26 protein-coding genes and 2 pseudogenes are annotated in these 24,999 nt (G+C 71.4%); 14 read left to right on the top strand and 14 right to left on the bottom strand.

What is annotated here, in order from left to right:
• Positions 1-61 precede the first annotated feature (61 nt).
• Positions 62-2,194, bottom strand: coding sequence for a tetratricopeptide repeat protein (locus tag OG245_RS31180; protein WP_371626678.1), 2,133 nt, complete (start codon positions 2,192-2,194; stop codon positions 62-64).
• A 177-nt stretch (positions 2,195-2,371) separates the two neighbouring features.
• Here OG245_RS31180 and OG245_RS31175 point away from each other — a divergent pair, with 177 nt between their 5' ends.
• Complete coding sequence (locus OG245_RS31175) at positions 2,372-2,593, top strand: hypothetical protein (protein ID WP_371626677.1); 222 nt, start codon at positions 2,372-2,374, stop codon at positions 2,591-2,593.
• A 13-nt stretch (positions 2,594-2,606) separates the two neighbouring features.
• Here OG245_RS31175 and OG245_RS31170 read toward each other — a convergent pair whose 3' ends face one another.
• Positions 2,607-3,068 (bottom strand): ATP-binding protein, encoded by a 462-nt coding sequence (locus OG245_RS31170; protein WP_371626676.1) that lies wholly within the window; start codon positions 3,066-3,068, stop codon positions 2,607-2,609.
• Between the two features lie 153 nt (positions 3,069-3,221).
• Here OG245_RS31170 and OG245_RS31165 point away from each other — a divergent pair, with 153 nt between their 5' ends.
• Positions 3,222-4,106, top strand: coding sequence for a Scr1 family TA system antitoxin-like transcriptional regulator (locus OG245_RS31165; RefSeq protein ID WP_371626675.1), 885 nt, complete (start codon positions 3,222-3,224; stop codon positions 4,104-4,106).
• On the top strand, positions 4,103-4,348 hold the full coding sequence (locus OG245_RS31160) for a DUF397 domain-containing protein (protein ID WP_371626674.1): 246 nt from the start codon (positions 4,103-4,105) through the stop codon (positions 4,346-4,348). Before OG245_RS31165 ends, OG245_RS31160 begins: the two co-directional genes overlap by 4 nt.
• Positions 4,349-4,413: 65 nt before the next feature.
• Here OG245_RS31160 and OG245_RS31155 read toward each other — a convergent pair whose 3' ends face one another.
• On the bottom strand, positions 4,414-5,016 hold the full coding sequence (locus tag OG245_RS31155; RefSeq protein WP_371626673.1) for a polysaccharide deacetylase family protein: 603 nt from the start codon (positions 5,014-5,016) through the stop codon (positions 4,414-4,416).
• Between the two features lie 590 nt (positions 5,017-5,606).
• On the opposite strand from OG245_RS31155, the pseudogene OG245_RS31150 reads away from it, so the two are divergent.
• The 3 genes and pseudogenes from OG245_RS31150 to OG245_RS31140 all read left to right on the top strand — a co-directional run.
• Positions 5,607-5,924 (top strand): annotated as a pseudogene (locus OG245_RS31150) (Scr1 family TA system antitoxin-like transcriptional regulator); the annotation flags it as partial.
• Positions 5,921-6,166: a DUF397 domain-containing protein gene (locus tag OG245_RS31145; RefSeq protein ID WP_371626672.1), complete on the top strand. Its 246-nt coding sequence runs from the start codon at positions 5,921-5,923 to the stop codon at positions 6,164-6,166. The pseudogene OG245_RS31150 and the gene OG245_RS31145, both read left to right, overlap by 4 nt.
• Before the next feature lie 60 nt (positions 6,167-6,226).
• Positions 6,227-6,658 carry a hypothetical protein gene (locus OG245_RS31140; protein ID WP_371626671.1) on the top strand — a complete coding sequence of 144 codons (432 nt, stop codon included), beginning with the start codon at positions 6,227-6,229 and terminating at the stop codon, positions 6,656-6,658.
• Here the strand turns inward: OG245_RS31140 and OG245_RS31135 are convergent.
• From OG245_RS31135 to OG245_RS31120, 4 genes and pseudogenes are all read right to left on the bottom strand, one after another.
• A pseudogene (locus OG245_RS31135) lies at positions 6,655-7,019 on the bottom strand (integrase core domain-containing protein); the annotation flags it as partial. The gene OG245_RS31140 and the pseudogene OG245_RS31135 sit on opposite strands and share 4 nt — an antisense overlap.
• A gap of 56 nt (positions 7,020-7,075) precedes the next feature.
• Entirely contained in the window at positions 7,076-8,317 is a 1,242-nt protein-coding gene (locus OG245_RS31130) for an MFS transporter (RefSeq protein ID WP_371626670.1), read from the bottom strand.
• 93 nt (positions 8,318-8,410) lie between these two features.
• Positions 8,411-9,013, bottom strand: coding sequence for a TetR/AcrR family transcriptional regulator (locus OG245_RS31125; RefSeq protein WP_371626669.1), 603 nt, complete (start codon positions 9,011-9,013; stop codon positions 8,411-8,413).
• 104 nt (positions 9,014-9,117) lie between these two features.
• Positions 9,118-10,956, bottom strand: a complete 1,839-nt coding sequence (locus tag OG245_RS31120) for an alkyl/aryl-sulfatase (RefSeq protein ID WP_371626668.1) — start codon at positions 10,954-10,956, stop codon at positions 9,118-9,120.
• Positions 10,957-11,131: 175 nt separating this feature from the next.
• Here OG245_RS31120 and OG245_RS31115 point away from each other — a divergent pair, with 175 nt between their 5' ends.
• Positions 11,132-11,605: a hypothetical protein gene (locus tag OG245_RS31115; protein ID WP_371626667.1), complete on the top strand. Its 474-nt coding sequence runs from the start codon at positions 11,132-11,134 to the stop codon at positions 11,603-11,605.
• 55 nt (positions 11,606-11,660) lie between these two features.
• The gene (locus OG245_RS31110) at positions 11,661-12,308 is read left to right on the top strand and encodes an SIMPL domain-containing protein (protein WP_371628035.1); all 648 of its coding nucleotides are present in this window, start codon (positions 11,661-11,663) and stop codon (positions 12,306-12,308) included.
• Between the two features lie 84 nt (positions 12,309-12,392).
• Here OG245_RS31110 and msrB read toward each other — a convergent pair whose 3' ends face one another.
• The 4 genes from msrB to OG245_RS31090 all read right to left on the bottom strand — a co-directional run bounded on the left by msrB (position 12,393) and on the right by OG245_RS31090 (position 15,753).
• Positions 12,393-12,800 (bottom strand): peptide-methionine (R)-S-oxide reductase MsrB, encoded by a 408-nt coding sequence (gene msrB / locus OG245_RS31105; RefSeq protein ID WP_371626666.1) that lies wholly within the window; start codon positions 12,798-12,800, stop codon positions 12,393-12,395.
• Positions 12,801-12,850: 50 nt separating this feature from the next.
• Positions 12,851-14,251, bottom strand: coding sequence for a UDP-N-acetylmuramate--L-alanine ligase (gene murC, locus OG245_RS31100; protein ID WP_371626665.1), 1,401 nt, complete (start codon positions 14,249-14,251; stop codon positions 12,851-12,853).
• Between the two features lie 67 nt (positions 14,252-14,318).
• Positions 14,319-14,771 carry an indole-3-glycerol phosphate synthase gene (locus OG245_RS31095; protein ID WP_371626664.1) on the bottom strand — a complete coding sequence of 151 codons (453 nt, stop codon included), beginning with the start codon at positions 14,769-14,771 and terminating at the stop codon, positions 14,319-14,321.
• Positions 14,772-14,934: 163 nt separating this feature from the next.
• Positions 14,935-15,753, bottom strand: coding sequence for a pyrimidine reductase family protein (locus tag OG245_RS31090; protein ID WP_371626663.1), 819 nt, complete (start codon positions 15,751-15,753; stop codon positions 14,935-14,937).
• 37 nt (positions 15,754-15,790) lie between these two features.
• On the opposite strand from OG245_RS31090, the gene zapE reads away from it, so the two are divergent.
• From zapE to OG245_RS31060, 6 genes are all read left to right on the top strand, one after another.
• Complete coding sequence (zapE, locus tag OG245_RS31085) at positions 15,791-16,885, top strand: cell division protein ZapE (RefSeq protein ID WP_371626662.1); 1,095 nt, start codon at positions 15,791-15,793, stop codon at positions 16,883-16,885.
• 92 nt (positions 16,886-16,977) lie between these two features.
• Positions 16,978-17,403 carry an OsmC family protein gene (locus tag OG245_RS31080; protein ID WP_018956892.1) on the top strand — a complete coding sequence of 142 codons (426 nt, stop codon included), beginning with the start codon at positions 16,978-16,980 and terminating at the stop codon, positions 17,401-17,403.
• A gap of 139 nt (positions 17,404-17,542) precedes the next feature.
• Positions 17,543-18,916 carry an alkaline phosphatase PhoX gene (locus OG245_RS31075; protein WP_371626661.1) on the top strand — a complete coding sequence of 458 codons (1,374 nt, stop codon included), beginning with the start codon at positions 17,543-17,545 and terminating at the stop codon, positions 18,914-18,916.
• A gap of 85 nt (positions 18,917-19,001) precedes the next feature.
• Entirely contained in the window at positions 19,002-19,877 is an 876-nt protein-coding gene (locus tag OG245_RS31070) for a polysaccharide deacetylase family protein (protein WP_371628034.1), read from the top strand.
• A 152-nt stretch (positions 19,878-20,029) separates the two neighbouring features.
• Positions 20,030-21,091, top strand: coding sequence for an ATP-binding protein (locus OG245_RS31065; RefSeq protein WP_371626660.1), 1,062 nt, complete (start codon positions 20,030-20,032; stop codon positions 21,089-21,091).
• Positions 21,088-22,890 (top strand): VWA-like domain-containing protein, encoded by a 1,803-nt coding sequence (locus tag OG245_RS31060; protein ID WP_371626659.1) that lies wholly within the window; start codon positions 21,088-21,090, stop codon positions 22,888-22,890. The genes OG245_RS31065 and OG245_RS31060 overlap by 4 nt, the downstream gene beginning before the upstream one ends.
• A gap of 221 nt (positions 22,891-23,111) precedes the next feature.
• Here OG245_RS31060 and OG245_RS31055 read toward each other — a convergent pair whose 3' ends face one another.
• Genes OG245_RS31055 through OG245_RS31045 form a run of 3 tightly spaced genes read right to left on the bottom strand, consistent with a single transcriptional unit; the run spans position 23,112 to position 24,999 of the window.
• On the bottom strand, positions 23,112-23,315 hold the full coding sequence (locus tag OG245_RS31055) for a hypothetical protein (RefSeq protein ID WP_371626658.1): 204 nt from the start codon (positions 23,313-23,315) through the stop codon (positions 23,112-23,114).
• 8 nt (positions 23,316-23,323) lie between these two features.
• Positions 23,324-23,989, bottom strand: coding sequence for an ABC transporter (locus OG245_RS31050; RefSeq protein ID WP_371626657.1), 666 nt, complete (start codon positions 23,987-23,989; stop codon positions 23,324-23,326).
• Positions 23,986-24,999 carry an ATP-binding cassette domain-containing protein gene (locus tag OG245_RS31045; protein ID WP_371626656.1) on the bottom strand — a complete coding sequence of 338 codons (1,014 nt, stop codon included), beginning with the start codon at positions 24,997-24,999 and terminating at the stop codon, positions 23,986-23,988. Before OG245_RS31045 ends, OG245_RS31050 begins: the two co-directional genes overlap by 4 nt.

Genomic DNA, 24,999 nt, shown 5'->3' with positions numbered 1-24,999 from the left:
AGAGGCCGGGGGGTGATGGCGTGACGGGCGGTCGCCGGGGTGCCGCAACGCCATCCGGCCCTCAAGGCATACGTCTGTCGTCCTCCGGGGTCTTCGACGTCTCGGCGGCGTCGGGACCGCCGCGCAGGCTCTCCACCTCCCGCTGGAGGTTCTGCACCATGCGGTGCAGCGCCTGCATCGCGACGATCGCCACGCCGTTCGCGTCGATCATGTGGATCGACCGGTCGTCCGGGCCCAGACCGAAGGCCGCGTACCAGTCCTGCGCCATGGGACCGAGGTGCCGGACGTTCTCCTCGCCCCGGTAGCTCCACGTACTCACGGGCAGCGACGCCACGGCCGCCAGGATGTCGAACCCGTTCTGACGGACCCGGGGCGTACTCCGGTTGTCATCCGGCTCCGCCTCGGCCCGGTCTCCGGGGCCGGTCCGGGTGGGGGTCCATACGACCGGATCGACACCGCACTTGACGGCGCGATCGCTCGACTGGCCGCCTCCGTCGTGGAAACCGGTGTAGTACGACGGACCACCCGAATGACAGGGCCGGCCAGGCTGGACCCGGGGCACGTCCTCGCTCTCCCGGACCTGCTCCTCGACCTCTGCCAGGAGGTCCCTGCTCGTGACGGTTTCGGGGTGGTCGTCGCCCAGCACCTTCCGGAACGCGGAGCAGGTCTTGCGGAAGAGGGGCAGCGCCGCGACGGGGCCACGGCTGTTCAGGACGGCGATGGCGACATTGGCCCGGGTGCGAAGGGTGTTCGGGTGCCCCTCTCCGAGGGCGTCGCCCATGCGCTCGGAGATGTTCTCGAACTCTCCCGGGTCGACGCCAGAACCGTCGGCGGTGGCACGGGCGGCAGCGAGGTTCGATGCCGCCTGGAGCGTCTGGGGATGGTCGGGACCGAGACGCTGCCGCATGCGGGACAGCACGTCCGCAAGGCCGGCGCGGCCCGCCTCCGCATCGGTCTCCAGGAGGCAGAGCGACTCCGCCTCGGCCGCCTGGATGCTGATGGGGTGCGCCGTCCCCAACAGCGAATCGCACGCCTCGCGAGCGGACGCCGCCATCCGCAGGGCCTCGGCCGTCGAGCCGACCGCGTGGGTCCAGTGCGCCGACGCCGTGCGGATGCGCAGGCTGATGGGGTGGTTGGGTCCCAGAGCGGTTTCGGCCCTGGTGGCCAGGTTCTCCAGCAGGGAGCAGGCCTCCGCCGGGCGTCCGGACCGACCGGCGGCCCAAGCATGGGCGGCTTCCGCGCTGAAGGTCGCCGGGTGGTCCGCACCGAAGGTCTCCACGACCGAGGGCAGGAGGTCCGCGAGTTCACCCTCCGCGTGGCGCCAGTTGCCCGTACGGCCTCCGGTGCGCGCCATGCCCCAGCGTGCGAGGAGCCAGATGCGGGGGTCCCGGTCCGGGTGGCCGGCCTCGCCGCTCACCACCGCGATGTAGCGCCGGTTGGCCTCGTGCCAGTGGCCCGCATAGCAGTTCCACAGGGCCTCGCGGAGCGCGGCCAGGCGGGTGAGGATGTGTGCGGAGCCCAGGTGTTCCCGGCAGTCGGACAGCAGACGCTCGGTGAGTTCCAGCGCGCGCGTTGCGTCTCCGGTCTCCCCCGTCCAGAAGGCGAGCGCGTGCCGGGCGGCCAGGGTCTTCGGATCGGCCGCTCCCAACTCCGCCCCTGCGGCGTCGACCAGCCGTTGAGCGGCTGCCTTCGCCAGGTGGGGCTCGTACGCGGAGCTGAGGGCGGCAACCGCGCGGGACAGCAGGTCGAGTCGGCTCCGACCCTGCGGCCAGACCGCGAACTCCGGTGCCGAGGAGTGGGCGAGGACGGCGTCGGCGGCTCCGTCCCAACTGCCGATCCAGCTGTGCGGTTCACCTGGCGACCGCCTCGTGTGCCGCTGGTCCACCAGCCGTTGCCAGTCCCGTTCCCAGGACCGGTGGTCGATGTCGAGGGGCTGCCCATTGGCCTCGGCCAGCGAGGCGACGCATCGCAGGACGTTCTCGATGACATGCCAGTCGCCGTTGCCGACCGGGTCGTCGCTCTCCTTGAGATAGCCGTAGAGAGTGGAACGTTTGATCGCCGCGAAATCCGGGACGGCACCGCGGCGGGACCCGGCCGCGGAGGATTCGGCGGCCTCCAGCATCTGGCGACGGGTGACTCCTCCCGCCGCCAGCAACTCCGCTAGATCGGACCGGAACTGACGCCACGTCTCCATGTGCTCCCCCTGCACCTCCGCTGCCGGCCTCCATGGTCCACGAGGCGGTCCAGGCGTGTCCAGCGACGTCCAGCGGTGTCCGGGAAGCCGCCCCGGACTTCCGGGAATCGGTCATGACCGGACCGTGAGCGGTCCACTCGGATCAGGCCCGTTGCCCATGACGAGGAGAAGAATCCCATGACCGCACGCACCACCGTCTCCACCGCCTCCACCGCCTCCAATCAGCGCCGCGTACGACTTCTCGGCCGGCTCACGGCCCTGACGGGGTTCACCTCCGTCGTCGCGGTGGTCGTCCTCTCCCTGACCGGCCACGAGACCGCAGCGGCCGTGGCCGGTGCCATCGGGGGTGGAGCAAGCACGACCGGCACGGTCCGGGTATCCGTTCGCATCCAGCGCTGAACCCGGGCGGGGGTCAGTACAGCAGGTCCAGCTCCACCCGGACCGTCTTGCCCGGGTTGCGGTCGAGAACGGCCCAGCGGTCGGCCAGGGCGTCCACGATCAGCAGCCCGCGCCCGATGTCGGAGCCGTCCTCCGGCGCGGCGACCTCGCCGGGGCCCGGGGGCCGGCACTCGCCCCGGGTGTCGGACACCTCGATCCGCAGCAGGCCGGGCACCTGCGGGTCCCCGGGGAGATAGGACAGGCGCAGTTCGAAGTCGCGGCCGGGGACGCGGCCGTGGGTCGCCGCGTTGGCCGTCAGCTCACCGATGATCAGGGCCGCCGACTCCGAGGCGTCACTCAGGTAGGGGATGCCCCAGGTGTGCAGCTTGTGGAGCCCGACGCGGCGGGCGAGCCGGGCACCGCGTGGATCCGCGTCGAATTGACGCTTGAACACACGTACGGTTACGGGAGGTTGGGTCGTCGTAGGCGCTTCCATGCCTCCAGATTCCGGGCCGCGACCGCTCCCCACCAGGTCAGCAACCCGTACGCTGAGTCAGCGTACGGGCGCGAAGGGTAGACGGTACGGGTCACGTTCCGTGAGCATGGACGGGTCGCGAACCAGGACAGGCGCACGGGGAGGTGGCCGTACATGACGGACGGCACGGACAGCATCGACAGCCCGACGTACGGGACGTTCGGCAACGGAGGCGGTGGCCGCAGCGGCGGGGAACCCGAGCCGCAGTACATCCTCAGGATGTTCGGAGAGGTGGTCAAGACCTTCCGCAGGCGGGCACGGCTGACACAGGAACAGTTCGCGCCATTCGTCGGGTACTCCCCCGAGACCGTCGCCTCCATCGAGCAGGGCCGCTGGCTCCCGCCTCCGGACGTCGCGGAGCGCGCGGACAGTCTGCTCGACGCGTTCGGCGTGATTCTGGCCGCGGCAAAGCATCTGACGCGGCGGAAGGGGCTGGCGAGCTGGTTCCGGCAGTGGGCGGAGTTGGAGCTGTCGGCGCTGAGTCTGTACACGTACGAGTGCCGGTTGATTCCGGGGCTGTTGCAGACGGCCACGTACGCGCGGACCTTGTTCACCGACCAGTTGCCGCCGCTCGCCGACGAGCAGGTCGAGGCCCAGCTCGCGGCTCGGCTGGATCGTCAGCAACTGCTGCGCGAGCGACCGAACACCGCGTTCAGCTTCATCCTCGAAGAGCATCTACTCCTCCGGGACTTGGGCGGCGAGGAAGTCACCAGGGAACTGCTCGACCACATCCTCGACCTGTCCGAGCTACGCAATGTGGATGTCCAGATCATGCCGCTCGTACGCCATCACCATGCGGGGCTGCATGGGCCGATGCGACTGCTGGAGACCCCTGATCACCAGTGGTACGGCTATCAGGAAGGGCAGGAACACGGGCAGTTCGTCTCCGCCCCCAAAGTGATCAGCGCGCTCCAGATGCGGTGTGCCAGTATGCGTTCACAGGCTCTCTCGTTGGACGACTCCCAGAGCCTGATGCGGCGGATGCGAGGAGCGAGATGAGCACCACACCCCTGGCCTGGTTCAAAAGCAGCTACAGCAGCGGATCCGGTGACGAATGCGTCGAGGTCGCCCTGGAGTGGCACAAGTCGAGCTACAGCAGCGGATCCTCGGGCGACTGCGTCGAGGTCGCTACCTGCCCCTCCACCGTCCACGTCCGCGACTCCAAGCTCGACGCGAGCCCGCAGCTCGCCCTGACACCGACCACCTGGAGCCACTTCCTCGCCTACGCCGCCCGGGGCTGAGCCCCGGACGGCTCGTGGAGCGCACAGCGCCCGCCCCCGGTCGGCGTCTCGTCGGCGCCCGGACGTCAGCGCCAGGGCGCTGCCTTGGCGTGGAAGGTCAGGCCCGGCCACGCCTCGACCGGTGTGGGTGAGTACACGATCCGCCCCGGGCACAAGCCCCGCTCGGCGAGCCCCTGGACGATCTTCGGGATGGCGGCGAGGGTCGTCGGCAGACCGTCGTGCATCAGGATGATGCCGCCCGGCTTCACGGTGAGCGCGTTCGCCACGATCGTCTCGGTGGGGATACCGCTCCAGTCGACGGTGTCGGCCGTCCAGATCACCTCCGTCATCCCCAGGCGGGCCGCGTCCCGCCGGGTCCGTGCGTCGGTGCTCCCGAAGGGCGGCCGGAACAGCGTGGGCGCACGGCCCGTCTGGGTCCGGACGACACGGCTGGTGTCGCGGAGTTCGGCGAACGCGGTGGCCGCGTCGAGCTGTACGAGATCGGGGTGGGTGTAGGAGTGGTTCCCGACCTGATGGCCCTCGGCGACGATCCGCCGCGTCCCGGCCCGCTGCCCGTCGGCCAGTGTGCCGGTCACGAAGAACGTCGCCCTGACCCGTCCGGCGTCCCGCAGCGCCTTCAGGTACGCGGTCGTGCGGTCCGTCGGGCCGTCGTCGAAGGTCAGGGCCACGTAACCCCCGGAACAGCGGCTCCCTGAGTCTGCTGCCTGCGCGGACGCCTGCGGTAACGCGAGCGACGCCATCAGCATCGCAACAGCCGCGCTGAACCCTATGCGCGTTCTGTATCGCCTGCTCATACGGGGATCCTCTCCAGGGATGGACCGGTGAACCAGCGAGGCACCGGAGCCGCGCGAAGCAGCGGCTCACTCACCCATATCCGCCCTGGGTATGGCTGCGGCCGGACGTCACACACATGACGCAGGACAGTCCTGTCCCACGGAAGAACGCGGCAAACGCGGGAAGCCGTGTGCGGGCCCCGGGAGAACCCGGCGGGCGCCGTCAGTCCAGGTTCAGCTCGGCGAGGAACGCCTCGGGGGTCGTCACCGCGTAACCCAGGGGGTTGGTGACGGTGACGGGGCGGCCGTCGAAGACCACGGTGGGCGTGCCGGTGACCCCACTGGTCTCGAAGCCGACGGGACACGGCGGGCCCAGGCAGGTAGAAGCCCTCGGTCACCTTGCGGTCGAAGTCGGGACCGCGCAGTCCGTCGACCTCCTCGGCCAGGCGCAGCAGGACACCGGTGTCGGCGAAGGCGTCGTCGTCCTCGGCGGGTTGGGCGGCGAAGAGGTTACGAGGGAGCTGCTAGGCCACATCCTCCGTCTGTCCGAGCTGCGCAATGTGGAGGTCCAGATCATGCCTTTGGTACGGCACCACCACGTGGCCATCGACGGGCCCATGCAACTGCTGGAGATGCCGGAGCACCAGTGGTTCGGCTACGTGGAAGGGCAGATGTACGGGCAGGTCGTCTCCGCCCCCAAAGTGGTCAGCGTCGTCCAGATGCGGTGTGCCAGGATGCGTTCACAGGCTCTCTCGGTGGACGACTCCCAGAGCCTGATGCGGCGGATGCGAGGAGCGAGATGAGCACCACACCCCTGGCCTGGTTCAAGAGCAGCTACAGCGGCGGCGACGGCGACTCCTGCGTCGAGGTCGGCCTGGAGTGGCACAAGTCGAGCTACAGCAGCGCCGAAGGCGACTCCTGCGTCGAGGTCGCCACCTGCCCCTCCACCGTCCACGTCCGAGACTCCAAGCTCGATGAGAGCCCACAGCTCGCCCTGACACCGACCACCTGGAGCCACTTCCTCGCGTACGCCTCCCAGGACTGAGCCGCCCCCTGAAGGGCCAGGCCGTGTATCGGACGTGAAGCGCGCGGCTAGGGTGCCCGCATGACGCTCAGCCACATAGCCCTCTCATCAGGCCGTTCCATCGAGCTCACCGAGCTGCGGATGTCTTCGACCTACGGAGGCTTCCTGGAGGGCTACCCGTGCAAGCTCCTCAATGACATGAAGGTCAGCAGCCTCCAGCAGCAGGCTGAACACGCGTTTCCGTCCACGCCGGTCCATCTGGTTCCGCCGCCTCGCGAGTACCCGGACGAGGCTCCCGGCGGCTTCGGTCCCGTCGAGGTGCTGCCTTCCGTCGCCTGCATCGGCTTCTTCCGCTCGACACCGGTCGCCCCCGAGCTGGACTCGGGGCTGCAGCGTTCCACTCTCACGGTGGTCTGGTTCCAGACCGGCTTGGACGTCCCGTCGGGCGAGGACGCGGACCTCGCGCTGCGCGGCATTCGCTGGCAGGAGCTGGCCCAGGACGGCGAGGTCTAGGTGTATGAGGGGCGGACGTTGGTGACGTCTTCCCGCAGCCGGATGCTGGTGTATGTCCGCCCGCGCCCGAGTGTGGTCGGTGGGAGTTGCAGTGGATGGTCCAGACCGTGATTGCAGCTGAGCGCCCATCCTCGCTGATGAAGTCGCGGGCGTAGAGCAGTTCTTCGGCCAGGATCCGCAGATGGCGCTCCACCTTGCCGTTGTGTCGAGGTGTGTGGGGCTTGGTCCTCCGATGCCGGGACTGCTTGCCCACGATCCGGGCGAAGTCTCCGGAGCGGTAGCACGCACCGTTGTCGGTGACCACACGGTGGATGTGGGTGATGCCATGGGCGGCGAACCAGACCTTGGCTCGGGCTGGGAACGCCGCGAGCCTGCCGTCCAGGAGAACGAGGTCCGGATCGTGTGCGCGTAGCGTCTTCAGATGTCTGAGGTCAAGGCAGACAGGACGGACCGGTCCGATTCCGCTTCTGACGCGTCATCGGGTGCACCGCGTCGCAAGTACGGGCTGGCCAGGGCGGGCAGGATGGCGGCGATTGCCAGGACTGCCAGGCCGACCCCGAGGACGACCGGTGCTCGCAAGCCGTGCAGCGGAATGAGCGCGGAGCCGACGGCCGACCCGATGATGACGCCGAGGGTGATGAACGAGCCGTGGATCGTGTTCACCAGTGGTGCGGTGCTTCCTGCACGCTGGATGCGGACAGCCATGGCGGGGTTCATGGTGACGCCGACCAGGCCGATGCCGAGCATGAACACCAGCGCCAGTGACGGAATGTCGGTGAAGAGCGCGAAGCCGGTGAGGAAGAGGGCGTTCAGCGCGGTGCCGAACAGGAGCGTGGAGATCGTGTGCTTGTCGGCCAGGCGGCCGACGACGAGATTCCCCACCAGGGTCGCCGCTCCGTAGACGAGCACGAGAACGGGCACGAGGCTGTCCGAGAAGCCGGTGACTTCGGTGAGGATCGGGGTGAGGAAGCTGAATACCGAGAACGTCGCTCCGATGATGAGCGTGCTGGAGGCGAGGGCGAGCAAGAACTGGGGCTTTCGCAGCACAGCCACATCCGAACGGGTCGATGCGGCAGGCTCAACACCGCCGCCGGCCGGTGCGGCGGGGTTCGACACGAAGGCCAGCGTCAGGATGGCGGCGACCAGGGTGATCGCTGAGATCGTCCAGAACGCGGTCTGCCAGCCGAACCGGCCACCGACGAAGATCGCGAGCGGCAGGCCGAGCAGAGTCCCGAGCATCAGCCCGTTCATGACGACAGCGACCGCGCGTCCACGCACCCGCTCGTCGACCAATTGGACGCCCATCGAGACCGCGATACCGAAGAACGCCTGCGCGGCGGCCCCGCTGATGATCCGGGCGAGGACCATCATCGGATACCCGGTCGCGAGCGCTGCGATGACGTTGCCGACGAGGAAGACCGCGAAGATGGCCATGAGCGCGCTCTTCGGCGGAACCTTGAGCAGGGCATAGGTGAGCAGTGGGCCTCCGACGGCCATTGCGACGGCGAAGATCGTCACGAGGTAGCCGATCTGCGGGATCCCGGTACCGAGGCCTTCCGCGAGCTGGGGCATGAGGCCTGCGACGGTGAACTCGCTGGTCACCATCGCGAACACCCCGGCGGCGAGGACGTACACCGCGGGCGGGACGGCCTTCTTCACGGCTGGAGCTGTCGCTGTGTTCACGAGAGAGCCTTTCTGTACTCTGTTATCCAAAATGCGGGCATGAAGAAGCGCCGCCGGGCAGCGGCGCTGTCAGCGCAGAAGGGAGCTCAATCCAGCCAGGGCGATCCGGCGGAGCGTACCGACGTCGACGCCGGTCTGTGCGGTCACGCGCAGGCCCGAGATGACGGTACTGGTGAGCACCGCCCCGTCATCGGGATTTACGCCCCCGGCAATCGACCCGTCGGCCTGGCCGGCCCGGATCGCTCCGGACAGAAGGGAGAGCCTCGCGCGTAGGTCGCGGTCGAGGATCCGGGCCACGCGCTCGTCCCGCTCGCGCAGGTCGGGGTTCATGAGGCTCTGTACGACCATGCAGCCGGCCGCGTGGCCGCGGTTCGCCGCCTGCAGCTCCTCGTCCACTACGACGTCGACGAGGGTGCGCAACCTCTCCGCGCCCGTCAGTTCCTCGTCGGCGAGGATCATCGATTGGCGCGCTCCGGTCGTCGCGACGTAGCGCTGCAGAGCCCGCACAAACAACTCGTCCTTGGAGGTGAACGCGTTGTACAGACTGCTGCGGCGCACGCCCGCCGCCTCGCAGAGCTGCTCGGTCGAGGTCTCGGCGAAGCCGTGCACGCGGAACTCACGCGCCGCGGCGTCAAGCACTGCGCTCTCGTCGAACGTGCGTGGCCTGGCCATGAGGCGAACCTAGCACGTTTTGGATGACAGAATCCATAACGCCTGTTTCAAAGCCCGAGACGCCTCGCCGAGCGTCACCAACCTCCTGCCCCGCAACGGACGGGTCAGGGCGTGACGATGGGGAAGTCGGGGTCGGGGGTGTCGAGCAGGCCCGTCAGCGTCGCGAAGACCCGCGGGTCGCCCTGGACGCCCACGCCGTCGAGTCCGTTGCCCGCGAGGACCCCGAGCAGTTGCGGTTTGGTCAGGGTCAAGGTGAGGTCGGCGGCCGGTACGGGCCCGTCCGCCCCGGGCTCGGCGTCGGTGCTGCGGTGGGTGAGGGCCCCGTTGGACAGCAGGAGGTGCCAGGCGCGGCCCTCGTCGGTGACGTTCCAGGTCATGGTGAGCTTCTCGTCCCACGCCCGGGGGCCGTCGAGGCGGACGGCGAGCGAGTCGATGAGCATGTCGACGGTCAGGGCCATCGCCATCTCGGGGTTGGTCGTCTCCAGCGAGGTGTGCGCGATGCTGCCGCGCAGTTCCTGGGCGCCCATCAGGTAGAAGTTGCGCCAGGTGGCGTTCTCCGCGCCGAAGCCCAGTTTCTCGTACACCGACGCCAGCGCCTGCTTGGCGAGCGAGTCGCCGGGCGCCGCGAAGACCGCGTGTCCCAGCAGCGTCGCGGCGAACCGCAGATCCCCCGAGGCCGCGTACCCCTCGCCCTTGGCGACCAGCGCCGGGACACCGCCGTAGTCGGCGGCGAACCGCTTGGCCTGCTCGACCGGCGGGTGCTCCCACAGGTGGGCCGGGTTGCCGTCGAACCAGCCCATGTAGCGCTGGTAGACGGCCTTGGCGTTGTGGCTGACGGACCCGTAGTAGCCGCGGTTCGCCCACCGGTTCGCGATCGCCGGCGGAAGCTCGATCCGCTCGGCGATCTCCGGTCCGGTCAGCCCCTGGTTGATCATGCGCAGGGTCTGGTCATGGAGGTACGCCCACATGTCGCGCTGGCCCGCCAGGTGGTCGACGATGCGGTCCCGGCCCCAGGTGGGCCAGTGGTGCGAGGCGAACGCGACCTCGGACTCTTCGCCGAACAGGGCGATCGCCTCGTCCAGGTAGTGCGCCCAGATGCGGGTGTCGCGGACCACGGCCCCGCGCAGGGTCAGGATGTTGTGCATGTTGTGCGTCGCGTTCTCCGCCATGCACAGGGCGCGCCGGTCGGGGAAGAAGAAGTTCATCTCCGAGGGCGCCTCGGTGTCCGGCGTCATCTGGAAGACGATCCGCACCCCGTCGACGGTCTCCTCCTGGCCGGTGCGGGTGATGTCCAGCGTCGGCGGGACGAGGGTGATCGTGCCCGTGGACGTCGTCATGCCGAGCCCGGCGCCGATCTGCCCGGTGGGGCCCTTCCTCAGCTCGGCGCCGTACATGTAGACCGCGCGGCGGGTCATCGCGCCGCCCGCGTACACGTTCTCCGCCACGGCGTGTTCCAGGAACCCGGCGGGGGCGATCACCGGTACGGGGGCGTGGCCGTGCGGCAGCACCCCGCGGGAGCCGCCGAAGTGGTCGCCGTGGGAGTGGGTGTAGATCAGTCCCGTGACCGGGCGGTCGCCGCGGTGCTCGCGGTAGAGCGCGAGGGCGGCGGCCGCGGTCTCCGCGGAGATCAGCGGGTCGATGACGATGACACCGGTGTCGCCCTCGACCAGCGTCATGTTCGAAAGGTCGAGGTTGCGGACCTGGTAGATGCCCGCCGTCACCTCGTACAGGCCCTGCTTGGCGCACAGCCGGCTCTGCCGCCACAGGCTCGGGTGCGCGCTGGGCGGGCAGTCCTCGTCCAGGAAGGCGTAGGCCTCCCCGTCCCAGATCACCCGGCCGTCCTCCGTCCGGATCACCGCCGGGGAGAGGGCGGCGAGGAAGCCCCGGTCGGCGTCGTCGAAGTCGGACCTGTCCGCGTAGTCGAGCTCGTTCGTGGAGGGCATGTAGCCCAGAAGACCCCATATCGCCCGCACGCGCATCACCTGTCCCGAGATGTCCGCCCGGGCGAACGGACGCCCGCCCGGTCCGTGCGCCGGTGCCGGGCGGGTAACGTAAAGAGGTACGGACTGATCGACTCATGGGCCTCCTGGCGGGCTGCGTGAACCCAGGAGGAGCAACATGACGACCAACCGTGGACGCAAGGACGTCATCCGCGACCGGATGGCCGCCACCGGCGAGTCGTACAACGTCGCCGCCCGCAACCTCAAGGCCATGAAGGACATGGGCGCGACCCGCGAGGCCGTCCTCGTGCAGCGCTGGAAGCCCGCCGACAGCTTCGACGTCCCGTGCCCGTGCGGCGGGACCTGCGAGCCGGGCGAGACCTGCGACCACTGCCACGCCCGCCACCGGCACGTGAAGCGCTACCCGGGCTCCACCACCGAGGTCGAGACCTGGGCCGACCGCTACGAGTGCACCGGCTGCTCCTCCTCGTACACCCTGACCATCCACCTGGCCGGGCGGCCCTGGGGCGTCGCCGAGACCGTCGTCCGGGGCGGGTCGGCCGAGGAGGTCGTGCTGGCCCGGGTCTTCCCCGGCGTGATCCACCCGCTGCTGCGTTCGGAGGCGTCCGACGGCGGGGACGACGAGCAGTGATCCACTGTCCGTGAAAGCCCGTGCGTGAGGTCCCTCTGCTGCTTGGATGAGCCGCATGAGAATCGACCAGTCCGTAGAGACTCCCTGGGGCATATCCGTCTTCGGCGCGGCGAGCATCGACGCCGCCCCTGATGTGGCGCGACTCCGGGTAGCGATCAAGGAGATCCGGCAGCAGGCCGGCGAGGCGTTCGAGGTCACCCGGCGCGGCGTCAACCAGGTCCGGGAGGTCCTTCGTGGCCACGGCGTGCCGGACCGGCACGTGTCCACGTCCCGGCTGAACCTGGAGTCCTCCTACGTCTACGGCGGCGAGCGCAAGTTCGCCGGCTACGAGTGCACGGCGTCGTTCGTGATCGAGCTGCGTGCTCTGGACACGCTGGAAGCCGTACTGGTCGACGTCGTGGAGGCCGGGGCGAACGAGGTCGGCGGCGTCGAGTTCGACGTGCGGACGAAGAAGGAGCTCCGTGCCGAGGCGCGCCGGGCCGCCGTGGCCGCCGCTCGTGAGAAGGCGGCGCTCTACGCGGAGGCCGCCGGGGTCGGGCTCGGTGCGGTCGTCCACATCAAGGACGTGGACTCCGAGCAGCTGCAGAACAGCTACCGCTCGCACGGCGCGAGCGCGGGGGGCAACGGCGAGGGAGACCTCACGCCCGGCAGGGTCACGGTGACCGCAGGGGTGGTCATCGGCTTCTCGATCATCGAGAGCTGAGACACCCCGGACCGGACGGCGCCGCCCGGAGCTCCCGGCCCCGGACAGCGGGGCTCGGGCTCCGGGCGGCGCCGTCCGGCAGCGTCAGCTCTCGTCCGGCGCCAGGGTCAGCGAGATCGAGTTGATGCAGTAGCGCTGGTCCGTGGGGGTCGGGTAGCCCTCGCCCTCGAAGACGTGGCCCAGGTGCGAGCCGCAGCGTGAGCAGCGCACCTCGGTGCGGACCATGCCGTGGGCGCGGTCCTCGACCAGCTCGACCGCGTCGGTGTCCTTCGGGTCGTAGAAGGACGGCCAGCCGCAGTGCGACGCGAACTTGGTGTCGGAGCGGAACAGCTCCGCCCCGCAGGCCCGGCAGGAGTAGACGCCCGCCGTCTTGGTGTCGGTGTACTCACCCACGAAGGCGGGTTCGGTGCCGGCCTGGCGCAGCACCGCGTACTCGGCGGGGGTCAGCTCTTCCCGCCACTGCTCGTCCGGCTTCTCGACGTCGTACGACACGTCCCGCTCCTCAGCTCGACAGGTGGTCGCTCGATCCGGTGGCCACTCGGCTACCGGCCGCTCGACAGGTGGTCCAGGATGCGCGGGCCGAGGTCGGTGACATCGCCCGCTCCCATGGTGAGAACGAGATCGCCGGGCTTCGCCATTCCCGCGACGGCGGCGGGGACGTCGGCCTGGTCGTGGACGGCGGTGACCTCGGCTCCGGCCGCCTTCGCCGCGTCGATGATCAGGGTGCTGGTGACGCCCGGGATCGGGTCCTCACGGGCCGGGTAGATGTCCAGGACGACGGAGGCGTCGGCCAGGGCGAGGGCCTGGCCCATCTCGGTGCCCAGCTCCTGCGTACGGGAGAACAGGTGCGGCTGGAAGACGACCAGGATGCGGGCGTCGGCGGCCGCGCCGCGCATGGCCTCCAGGTCGGCGGTCATCTCGGTGGGGTGGTGCGCGTACGAGTCGATGACCTGCACGCCCGCCGCCTCGCCCTTGAGCTGGAGACGGCGCTTGACCCCGGTGTAGCTGCCGAGCGCGGAGGCCAGGTTGTGCGCCGGGATGCCGAGGGCGACCCCGGCGGCGAGGGCGGCGACCGCGTTGTGGGCGTAGTGGCTGCCGGGGACCGAGACGGTGAAGGTCAGGAACTTCCCGTTGAGCAGGACCGTGACCTCGCTGGTCAGGCCGCGCGGGGTGACCTTGTGGACGCGTACGTCGGCGTTCTCGGCGGAGCCGTAGGTGACGACCTTGAGGTCGGAGAGGTCGCGGACCCGACGGGTCAGCTCGACGGCGCCGGGCTGGTCGGCGGAGACGACCAGGGTGCCGCCGGGGACGACCTTGCCGACGAACGTCTCGAAGGAGTCGTAGATCTCGTCCATCGAGGCGTAGTTCGCGTGGTGGTCCAGCTCGACGTTGAGGACGATCGCGACCTCGGGGTCGTACTTCTGGAAGCTGCGGTCGCTCTCGTCCGCCTCGGCGACGAAGATGTCCCCCTCGCCGTGCGTGGCGTTGGTGCCGGGGCCCTCCAGGTCGCCGCCGATGGCGTACGAGGGGGCCAGGCTCAGCGAGGAGAGGGCGACGGCCAGCATCGACGTCGTGGTCGTCTTGCCGTGGGTGCCGGCGACCGCGATGGCGCGCAGGCCGTTCATCAGGGAGGCCAGCGCGTCCGAGCGGTGCACCACGGGGACCGACAGCTCGTTGGCGCGGAGCAGCTCCGGGTTGTCGGCGCGGATGGCGCTGGAGACGACCACGCAGGACGCGTCGTCGGCCAGGTGGGCCGCCGCGTGTCCGATGTGCACGGTCGCCCCCAGCGCCCGCAGGGACTCGGCGGTGGCGGACTCCTTCGCGTCGCTGCCCGCCACCTTCGCCCCGCGCTGGGCGAGGATCTTCGCGATGCCCGACATTCCGGCGCCGCCGATGCCGATGAAGTGGGGTCGTTCCATGGCGGCGGGAATGCCGGGTGCCATCTGTGCTCCTGCGTGGTCGCTGCGGTTCGGACGGCGGCCGGGGGCCGACCCGGACCGCGGGGTCAGCCTATTCGCTGTGCGCGAAGAGCTTGAGCACCGGGACACCGACCTTGTGCCGGGCGCGGGAGGCCCAGTCGCGGTGGAAGAACTCCTCGACGTAGTGCGGGGCGGTCAGGACGATGACCTCGTCCGCGCCCGCCTCCTCGACGACGGTCGTCAGTCTGTCCAGGGGGTGATCCTCGATCACCTGTCCGATCGCTTCGGAGCCCGCGTCGCGCAGGGCCCGGAGGGAGTACTCCAGGCCGATCTGCGCGGTCTCGCGGGCCTCGTCGCCCTCCGGCTCCTCGCCCTCGCGGACCGCTTCCTTCAGCTCCCCCATCGCCACGTCGTCGATCGCGCGCAGCAGGACATCGGCCTGGTCGCCGCGCGGCTGCAACAGAACGACGAACGAGATCCGCTCCTCGCCGTGGAGGGTGGTGACGAAGTCCACGTCCTCGGGAGTGAGCGGCTTCTCGATCATCAAAACGCTTGTGAACACGACAGGCGCCCTTCCGCTTCTTCGTCTCGTCGACGGCCGGCTCGGCCGTCGACGGTCGTTTGCTGAAACCATCCTTCCCCGTGCCTCCACGGGGACTGCACGGGTAAGTGTGCCCAGCCGGAGCTAAGCGGAACGGCAAATTCCGCTATCTGTCGGTCCGACGGTACCGAGTGAAGAGGAACCCGGCCTCTTCCAGCAGCGATGCCAGGAAAAAACGTTCCGGCACGGTGACCCCGGGACCCCCCGCGATCCGCTGGGCGTCTCCGGCGGTCAGCATCGGGGACACCGTCAGGCACAGCTCGTCCAGCACGCCGGCCGCCACGAACTGGCCGAGCAGCCGGGGCCCGCCCTCGGTGAGCTGCCGCCTCAGCCCCCGGTCGGCCAGCTCGCGCACGGCACGGGCCGGGTCCACCCGGGCGCCCTCGCCCGCGATCACCACCTCGGCGCCCGCCTTCCGGGCCGCCGCGATCCGGTCGGCACCGGCCCCGGATCCGGTCAGCACGAGGGTCGGGACGAGCGGCTCGGTGAACAGCGGCAGCGAGAAGTCCAGGTCCATCGAGCCGGTCACCACCGCGACGGCGGGAGCGGGGCCCTGACCGGCGGCGGCCCGCCGCGCGGCGAACGCCTCCCGGGCGCGGGCCGGACGGTACCCCTCCAGGCGTACGGTCTCGGCCCCGGCGATCACCACGTCGGCCAGACCCCGCAGGGTGCCGAAGATCCGCATGTCCGCCGCGCAGGAGATGGGCTGCGAGCGGCCGTCGTGCTGGGCGGCCCCGTCGAGGGTGGAGACCATGTTGGCGCGCAGCCAGGGGGCCGCGGGCCCTTCGGCCGGGAGGCCCAAGGGGTAGGCGTAGGCGTCCGCCAGCTCGTCGAGGCTCCACTCGCGGTCGGTGAGCGGCCCGGACGGGTCCTCCGCTCCCGAGGCGCTCTTTGTCAGGTCCGTCACAGGGAACAGGCTTCGCATGGGTTGCAGTCTGGCATGAGCCTTAGGGTGGAGAGTTGTGTCGTCATCCACCGCGTTTCCGGGGCCGAGCCCCCTTGCCGAAACCGCCCCGCTGTCCCTGTGCGCCCGCGAGCCGCACGTTCCCGCAGACCGTCTGGTCGCCGAGATGGTGCCTCCGCCGCGCTTCGACTCGGTGCGCTTCGACACGTACGTCCCGGACCCGAACCAGCCCAGCCAGAGCGAGGCCGTCACGGTCCTGGCGGGCTTCGCCGCCGGGCTCGGCGGGGCGCACGCGACGGGTTCCGGCCGCCGCAAGTGGTTCGGGAGCAGGAAGCCGGCCGCTCCGGCCGGGCCGCGCGGGGTGTATCTCGACGGCGGCTACGGCGTCGGCAAGACCCACCTGCTCGCCTCCCTCTGGCACGCCACGCCCGCCGAGCCGTCGCTGAAGGCGTTCGGCACGTTCGTGGAGCTGACGAACCTCGTGGGCGCACTGGGCTTCCAGCAGACCGTGCGGACCCTCAGCGAGCACCGGCTGCTGTGCATCGACGAGTTCGAGCTCGACGACCCGGGCGACACCGTGCTGGTGTCCTCGCTGCTCAGCCGGCTCGTGGAGGCCGGCGTGGCGCTCGCCGCCACCTCGAACACACTGCCGGGCAAGCTCGGCGAGGGCCGGTTCGCCGCCGCCGACTTCCTGCGCGAGATCCAGGGCCTGTCCGCGCACTTCCGCCCGCTGCGCATCGACGGCGAGGACTACCGCCACCGCGGTCTGCCCGAGGCGCCGCCGCCGTACGACGACGAGCAGGTCACCCGGGCCGCGTACGCCACCGCGGGCGCGTCCCTCGACGACTTCCCCGGGCTGCTTGACCACCTGGCCCGGGTCCACCCGAGCCGGTACGGCGCGCTGACCGACGACATCGCGGCGGTCTGCCTGACCGGGGTGAGCGCGGTGCCCGACCAGTCGACCGCGCTGCGCCTGGTGGTGCTGGCCGACCGGTTGTACGACCGGGAGGTCCCGGTGCTCGCCTCGGGGCTGCCGTTCGACCAGCTGTTCAGCGACGAGATGTTGAACGGCGGGTACCGGAAGAAGTACTTCCGAGCCATCTCCCGGCTGACTGCGCTGGCGCGTGACGCGAAGGGGCTGGTGGCGCAGTAGGTTCGAGGGCGTAACGCAACGGGACACCGCGCTTTCGTGGGGTGCCCCGACTTATCCCGTACCTCCACGCACACCGTTCGAAGGGATCCAGCATGGCTACCACGCGTCAGGCGCACACGAACTGGGAAGGCAACCTGATCGAGGGCAAGGGGGTCGTCACCTTCGACTCCTCCGGCATCGGCGACTACCCCGTCTCCTGGCCCGCCCGCTCGGAGCAGGCGAACGGGAAGACGAGCCCCGAGGAGCTCATCGCCGCCGCCCACTCCAGCTGCTTCTCGATGGCGCTCTCCCACGGCCTCGCCGGGGCGGGCACCCCGTCGACCCGCCTGGAGACCAAGGCCGAGGTGACCTTCCAGCCCGGTACCGGCATCACCGGTATCCACCTCACCGTCGTGGGCGAGGTGCCCGGTCTCGACGAGGACGCCTTCCTGAAGGCCGCCGAGGACGCCAAGGCGAACTGCCCGGTCAGCCAGGCGCTCACGGGCACGACGATCACCCTGACGGCGTCGCTCGCCTGACCTTCCGCGTAAGGCTGCTCCCATCGGGGCCGCCACAGCGGCAACACGGGGCGCGGGGGCACGCATGGTTCCCCCGCGCCTCTGTGCGTGCTACACACGTGCGGGTCACTTCACCTGTCCGCCAACAGGGAGTCACCTCATGTCATCCGCACCCCGCTCCACCGCGACACGACGCCAGGTCCTCGCAGGCAGCGGCGCAGCCGCCGCGATCGCCTTCACGGGAGCCTTCTCCGAACTCTTCGCGGGCACGGCCGCCGCACGCGGCCACGACGGCTACGGCCCTCTCGTCCCCGACCCCGACGGGCTGCTCGACCTGCCGAAGGGATTCCGCTACCGGGTGCTGTCCCGGGAGGGCGAGCCGCTGCGCTCCGGCGAGGGGCCGGTGCCCGGCAACCACGACGGGATGGCCGCCCTGCCCGGCCGCAACGGCCGGGTGCACCTCGTCCGCAACCACGAGAACCGGCACAGCGCCAGGATCGGCGTACCGACGGTCCAGGGGCTGACCTACGACCCGGCGGCCAAGGGCGGCTGCACGTCCCTGGAGCTGGACGGCCGCAACAGGGTGCTCGGCGAGCGCGTCGCCATCGCCGGTACGGCGGTCAACTGCGCGGGCGGGCCCACCCCCTGGCGCACCTGGCTGACCTGCGAGGAGAACGAGGACAAGGCCGGGACCAACGGGTACACCAAGGACCACGGCTTCATCTTCGAGGTGGACGGCGCCGATCCGCGCCGCACCGGGGCGGTCCCGCTGACCGCGATGGGCCGCTTCCAGCACGAGGCGATCGCGGTCGACCCGAAGTCCGGGATCGTGTACGAGACGGAGGACGCGTTCGACAAGCCGTTCGGGCTCTTCTACCGCTTCCTGCCCGAGAAGCCGCTCGGCGGCACCGGTTCGCTCCGGGCGGGCGGGGCGCTGGAGGCGATGCGGGTCCCGGGCGTGCCGGACCTCTCCGCCGTCCGGGAGACCGGTACGAGCTTCGACCGGATCGAGTGGGTCCCCGTACCGGATCCGCTGGCGGCCCGGACCCCGATCCGCTTCCAGGACTTCGGCCCGAAGGGCGTCACGCACGCCCAGAAGCTGGAGGGCTGTTACTGGGGCGGCTCGTCCGTCTACTTCGTCTCCAGCTTCGCCCGCAGCGAGGAGGGTTCGGCGGCCGACCACTACGGCCAGGTCTGGCGCTACGAGCCGAAGAAGCGGCGGCTCACCCTGGTCGTGATCTTCGGCCCGGACACCGACATCCAGCTGCCCGGCGAGTCCCCCGACAACATCTGCCTGGCGGCCGACGGCGGGCTGATGGTCTGTGAGGACGGCGGCGGCGCCCAGCACGTGCTCGGGGTGACCCGGCGCGGCGAGGTGTACACCATGGCGCGCGGGCGGCAGAACATCGGGACGCCCGAGGAGCCGGAGTGGGGGGAGTTCGCGGGGGTCGCCTTCTCCCCGGACGGCTCGACGATGTACGTGAACTGCTACAGGCCGGGGACGACGTTCGCGGTGACGGGGCCATGGTGCTGAGCCAGCCGGAGCGGCGTCGCCCGATATAACCTGATTATCGGACATTTTCCGTTATTTTCCGTGAGTGATCACTGCTGCGCGGAAGATGCGGAAGACGACGACTCTGACGGTCGCGGGCGTACTGACCGGCGCCGCCCTGGCCGGGTGCGGGGGTCCTGCCCCCGCACCCGCTCCCCCGCCCACCCCGGCGGCCTCCGCCGCGCTCTCCGGTGCTCCCTCCGGTGCGTCGGAGAAGCCGCCCACGATGGCCCCGGGCCCGGCGGGCCGCACCCCGGTCTTCGAGCGGCGGCCGACGGGCGGGGGCGCGGCCGGCCGCGCGGCGGAGAAGGTCGTGGCGCTGACGTTCGACGCCGACATGACGGCCGATCAGGGCCCCCGGGCGGACTCCGGCGAACGCTTCGACAACCCGGAGCTGGTCGCGCTGCTGCGCCGGCTGAAGGTGCCCTCCACCGTCTTCATGACCGGGCGCTGGGCCGAGGAGTACCCGGCGCAGGCGAAGGCCATCGGCACGGACCCGCTGTTCGAGATCGCCAACCACTCCTACAGCCACCACGCCTTCAGCTCGCCCTGTTACGGCCTGCCGGTGGTCGCGAAGGACACGATGGCCGGCGAGGTGGAGCGTGCCTTCGCCGCGTTCCGGAAGGCGGGGGCGCGGAACGTGGTGCCGTACTTCCGCTTCCCCGGCGGCTGTTACGACGACACGGCGCTGCGCGCGCTGGCCCCGGCGAACGTGACGGCCGTGCAGTGGGACGTGGTCAGCGGCGACGCCTTCGCCACGGACGCGGACGCGGTGGCCGAGCAGGTGCTGGACGGGGTGCGGCCGGGCTCGCTCGTGGTGATGCACTGCACCCGCAGCGCGGCCCCGGCCACCGGGACGGCCGTACGCCGGATCGTGCCGGAACTGCGCGAGCGCGGCTACCGCTTCGTGAAGGTGTCGGAGTTGATGGAGGACCGCCCCTGAAGTGCCGCACAGGGACAGGCGGCACAGCGGCAGGAAGTGGCAGGAAGCGGCACAGCGGCACAGCGGCACAGGCAGGGAAATCCAGGTGCGTCTGCCCCCACCGGCCCCCTACGTTGGGCGAACAGGACATTCCCTTCCGAGGAGCCGACCGCTTGCAGGCCGCAGTAACCGTCACCCCCACGCAGATCCCGGACCTCCTTCTGGGCCTCGCCACCGTCCGTCCGGTCTTCCTCTGGGGCGCCCCCGGCATCGGGAAGTCCTCCCTGGTACGGAAGTTCGCCGAATCCCTGGGCCTGGAGTGCGTCAGCCTGCTGGGCACGCAGCTCGCCCCCGAGGACCTGATCGGCGTGCCGCAGATCCGCGACGGACGCTCCGTGTTCTGCCCGCCGGAGGCCATCGCCCGCGACGAGCCGTACTGCCTCTTCCTGGACGAGCTGAACGCCGCGACCCCGGACGTGCAGAAGGCCTTCTACTCGCTCATCCTCGACCGCCGGATCGGCAACTACGAGCTTCCGGAAGGCTCGATCGTGATCGGCGCCGGCAACCGCGCCACCGACAACGCCCTGGCCCGCCCCATCGCCTCCGCGCTCGTCAACCGCCTCACCCACGTCCACCTGCGCGCCTCCGCCACCGACTGGCTGGTGTGGGCGGGCGAGAACGGCATCCACCCCTGGGTGGTGGACTACCTCGCCGAGCGGCCCGACCACCTGTGGTCGCAGCCGCCCAAGACCGAGGAGCCGTTCTCCACACCCCGCTCCTGGCACATGCTCTCCGACGCGCTGCACTCCTTCGGGCCGGCGCTGGACGAGGAGACGCTGACGATCGTGGCCCACGGGACGCTGACCCCCGCCCACGCCGTCTCCTTCTGCGGATACGCCAAGATCGTGCGGCACACCTACGGCATCGAGGCGATCATCAAGGGAGACGCCTCCTGGCCCCGCCGCACCGAGGACCGCGACCTGCTCTACTACCTCGCCGAAGCGTTCCGGGGACGGCTCGTCAAGGAGCTCCCGGCCCAGCGCGAGCACGCCTCGGCCGCCGTGCGCGAGACCTCCTACCGTGCCAAGTCGCTGCTGGTCCAGCTCGCCGAGATATCCGTCGAGGTCGCCCAGACCGTCATCGCCGAGGACGCCGACGGCAATCCGGTGCTGCCCGCCTGGTTCCTGGTGGAGGCCGCCCGCGACATGCCCCGGCTGGTCGAGGCCCGGCGTTGAGCCGGTCCCGCAAGCAGGGCGAGGGCCGCCCCGACCCGGCCGCCGAGGCCTTCGCCGCCGGCGCCGAGCTGGTGCGCCGCAACCCCGCCCTCGCGGCCGTCGACGCCGAATTCGTCCGGGCCAAAGCCGACGCGGACGCCCCCGGTCAGGGCCTCGTACGGGCGGACTCCAACGGTCGGGTGCACATCCACCCCACCCGCCGGGCCGAACCGGGCGAGTGGGCCTGGGCGCTCGCCCATGCCCTCCTGCACCTCGGTTTCGGCCACCTGCCCGCCGCCAAGGAGCCCCGCGAGCAGCCCGACCGCTTCGCCCTCGCCGCCCGCTGCACCGTCGTCAACCGGTTCCTCGCCACCTTCCCCATCGGCACCGCCCCCGACCACCTCCCCGAGAGCTACCCCGACGGCGACGAGGACCAGCTCGCCGCCCGCTGGCGCAGGACCGGCGTCCCGGCCGCCTACGAGCAAGGCGGCACCGCGGACGGCGAGCCCGACCAGCTGCTGGTCCAGTGGCCGCGCTGGGACACCGCCCTGCCCGACCGGCAACTCGCCTTCGCCTACGCCCTGACCCGTACGGTCTCGGCCGCGATGGACGTCGCGGGCGGTCGCCGCGACCGGCTCACCGGTGAACGCGTCGCCCAGCGCCCCTGGGACCGCGCACTCAACTGGTTCGTCTCGTCCTACCCGCTGCTCGGCGGCCTCGCGGCCGGGCTGAGCGTCGTCGCCGATGCCGAACTCGCCCGCGCCCACGACATCTCCGTGGCCGCCGTGGACGCCACCGCCGGCGAGATCTACATCAACCCCCTCAAGCGGTTCACGGACGAGGAATGGCGGTTCGTCCTCGCCCACGAGATGCTGCACGCCGCCCTGCGCCACGGCGGGCGCCGCGGCGCCCGCGACCACTATCTCTTCAACGTCGCCGCCGACTACGTCATCAACGGCTGGCTGGTCGAGATGGACGTCGGCACGATGCCCGAAGGGCTGCTGTACGACCCCGGGTTGAAGGGGCTGTCGGCCGAGGAGGTGTACGACCGGATCGCCACCGGGCTGCGGCGCGGCCGACGCCTGGCGACCCTGCGCGGCAAGGGCCTCGGCGACATCCTGGGCGAACCCCTGCCCGGCCGGACCGGCGACCCGGTCGACCTCGACGCGTTCTACCGGCGCGCCCTCGTCCAGGGCCACCAGCTGCACACCGACCGGCAGCGCGGCCTGCTGCCGGCCGGCCTGGTCCAGGAGATCCGCGCGCTCGCCCATCCGCCCGTCCCGTGGGACGCCCGGCTGGCCCGCTGGTTCGACGAGTTCGTGCCACGCCCCGAGCCGGTACGCAGCTACTCCCGGCCCGCCCGGCGCCAGGCCTCGACCCCCGACATCCCGCGCGCGGGCCGCTCCTTCCCGCCCGAGGAGGTCGCCCGCTGCACCTTCGGCGTCGTCCTGGACACCTCGGGCTCGATGTCCGGCCCGCTGCTCGCCAAGGCGCTGGGCGCGATCGCCTCGTACTCCGAGGCCCGCGACGTGCCGGCCGCCCGCGTGGTGTTCTGCGACGCCGCCGCCTACGACGCCGGATACCTGGCGCCGACGGAGATCGCCGGGCGGGTACGGGTCAGAGGGCGCGGCGGCACGGTCCTGCAACCCGGCGTCGATCTGCTGCACCGGGCCGACGACTTCCCGCCGACGGCCCCGGTCCTGGTGATCACCGACGGGTGGTGCGACGTGCTGCGGGTCCGCCGCGAGCACGCCTATCTGATCCCGGAGGGCGCGGGGCTGCCGTTCACCCCGCGCGGACCGGTCTTCCGGGTGCGCTGAGCGGCACGGGCTCTCCGAGGCCCGGTCCTCCCCCGGAACAGCTGCTAGGGCGTGTTTCGAAAGTAGCGCCGTCCGCCCGGAGGGCGGGCTCGGCGGCGTCTGGTGCGTACGATCGCAAGGCGGAGGGTCGCCCCGATACTGGATGTATCGGGGCGATCCCGACAACGCGGCGAGCGTGCGTGCCAGGCGTCGCCGAGCAGGCGGGACTTTCGAAACACGCCCTAGCCGGAGCAGGCCGTGCGGCCCGCCTCCTGCCAGGCGCAGACCGGGCACAGCGTGGCGCCCTTCGTCGACTCCGGGTATTCGGTCGGCTCGCGGCACAGCACGCACTCGGCGTACGGAGGGCCTTCGGCCGCCCCGGCCGGCGGGGCCGGGGCGATCGGCCCCGGCGTCTCGCAGTACGTGTCATCCGTGTCCACACCCACGAGCCTACTCACCCGCGCCGGGCGGCGATCCGGCAGACGAGGAACGCCGCGGCAGCGGCGAGGGCCGCCGCCCCGAGCACCGGCAGGAAGGGCGGTGGGACCGTCCCGGTCCGCGCTCCCGTGACCAGGGCGGTGACGGCCAGGCGCGCCGGGGATCCGGCGGTCACGAGGGCGAGGAGCGACCCGAGCACGGCCGCCGCGACGGACCAGCCCCGGCGGAGCGGCACCGGACGGGTGCTCAGCGCCCCCACCGCCGCGCCCATCAGCACGCAGCACAGGACGGCGAGCAGTCCGGCGAGCGCGGCGGCCGGGCGGGAGACGGCACCCCCGTCGTCGGTGACCGGTTCGCTGATGAGCAGGACGACGACGGTGGTCACCACGGCGAGCGCCGCCGTACAGCCCGCGGCGGTGAGCAGCGCGGCCAGGTGGACCCGCCGCGGTCCCGCGGCGGCCGAGGCGACCGCCCGGGCGGCGGGCGGTTCCTGGGCGACGCAGAGGTGCACGGCCCACGCGGTGACGGGCAGCACGGCGGCGGCCGCGACGCCGAGCGAGCCCAGCACGGGCTGCCCGCTCCGCAGGCCGACGGCCAGGACGGCCGCGTACAGCAGGAGGGGCGCCAGCCAGCGCTGGGAGCGGGCGAGCAGGGCGGCCTGGTAGCGGAGGAGGGCGGTCATGGCGCTTCGGACACCTCGGCTGCCTCGGTGGCCCCGGCCGCCCGCACGGACACCGCGGCCCCGGCCGCCTCTGCCTCCTGGGTCTCCTGGGTCTCCTGGGCCGACGCGTGGCCTTCCGCCGGGGCGACCCGGCGGATGTGCCAGGGCGGACGCGCCGTGAGCAGGGCCGCCAGGAGCGCGTCGGAGTAGGGCGTGGGGACGGTGAGGCGGACGACGCCGGGGGAGCCGGTTGTGCCGTCCGTGTCCGGGCCGGTTCCGACGAGGCCGCCGCCACCCGTGCCGCTCCCCCGCTCCCGGACCGGGTCGCCCGGAAGACCGGCGGGCAGCGGCGCGCCGGGCGGGCCCTCGGCCTCGATCAGGACGCTCGGGCCCGGGTCGGGGCCCGTAGGCGTCGGGGCCGTCACCCGGTGGACCCCGCCGCCCCGGGTCCGCAGGATGAGGTCGGCGGCCCCGGCCAGGCGTCGCGGGTCGTGGTCGACGAAGACCACGGTGGCGCCCGCCGCGACGCGTTCCGCCACCGCGCGGTCCAGTTCGGCACGGGCCGCGGTGTCGAGCCCGGTCCAGGCCTCGTCCAGGACCAGCAGGTCCGGTGCGGCGAGCAGCGCCTGGGCGACCGCGACCTTCTGGCTGGTGCCCTTGGAGAGTTCGGCGAGCGGGGTACGGGCGTGCTCCGCCGCCCCGAACCGGGTCAGCCACTCCCCCGCCCGCCGCTTCGCCTCGGCGCTCCGCAGCCCGTGGATCCGGCCGAGGTGGACGAGATAGCCGGTGGCGGTCAGGGGCAGCGCCGCCGGAAAGCGCTCGGGGACGTACGCCGTGCGGGTCCGGCGGCCGGTGATCCGGCCCTCGGCGGGCGCGTCGATCCCGGCGAGCAGCCGCAGCAGGGTCGACTTGCCGGCGCCGTTGGCCCCTTCGACCCGGACGAGCGTGCGCGCGGGCAGCGTGAGATCGACCCCGCGCAGCACCCAGGCGCCGCGGAGGCCGTACCGGTGGCCCACGCCTCGGAGATCCAT

Origin of the sequence: Streptomyces sp. NBC_01116, assembly GCF_041435495.1 — a bacterium.
Taxonomy (GTDB): domain Bacteria; phylum Actinomycetota; class Actinomycetes; order Streptomycetales; family Streptomycetaceae; genus Streptomyces.
This window is presented reverse-complemented; position numbering and strand designations above follow the sequence as displayed.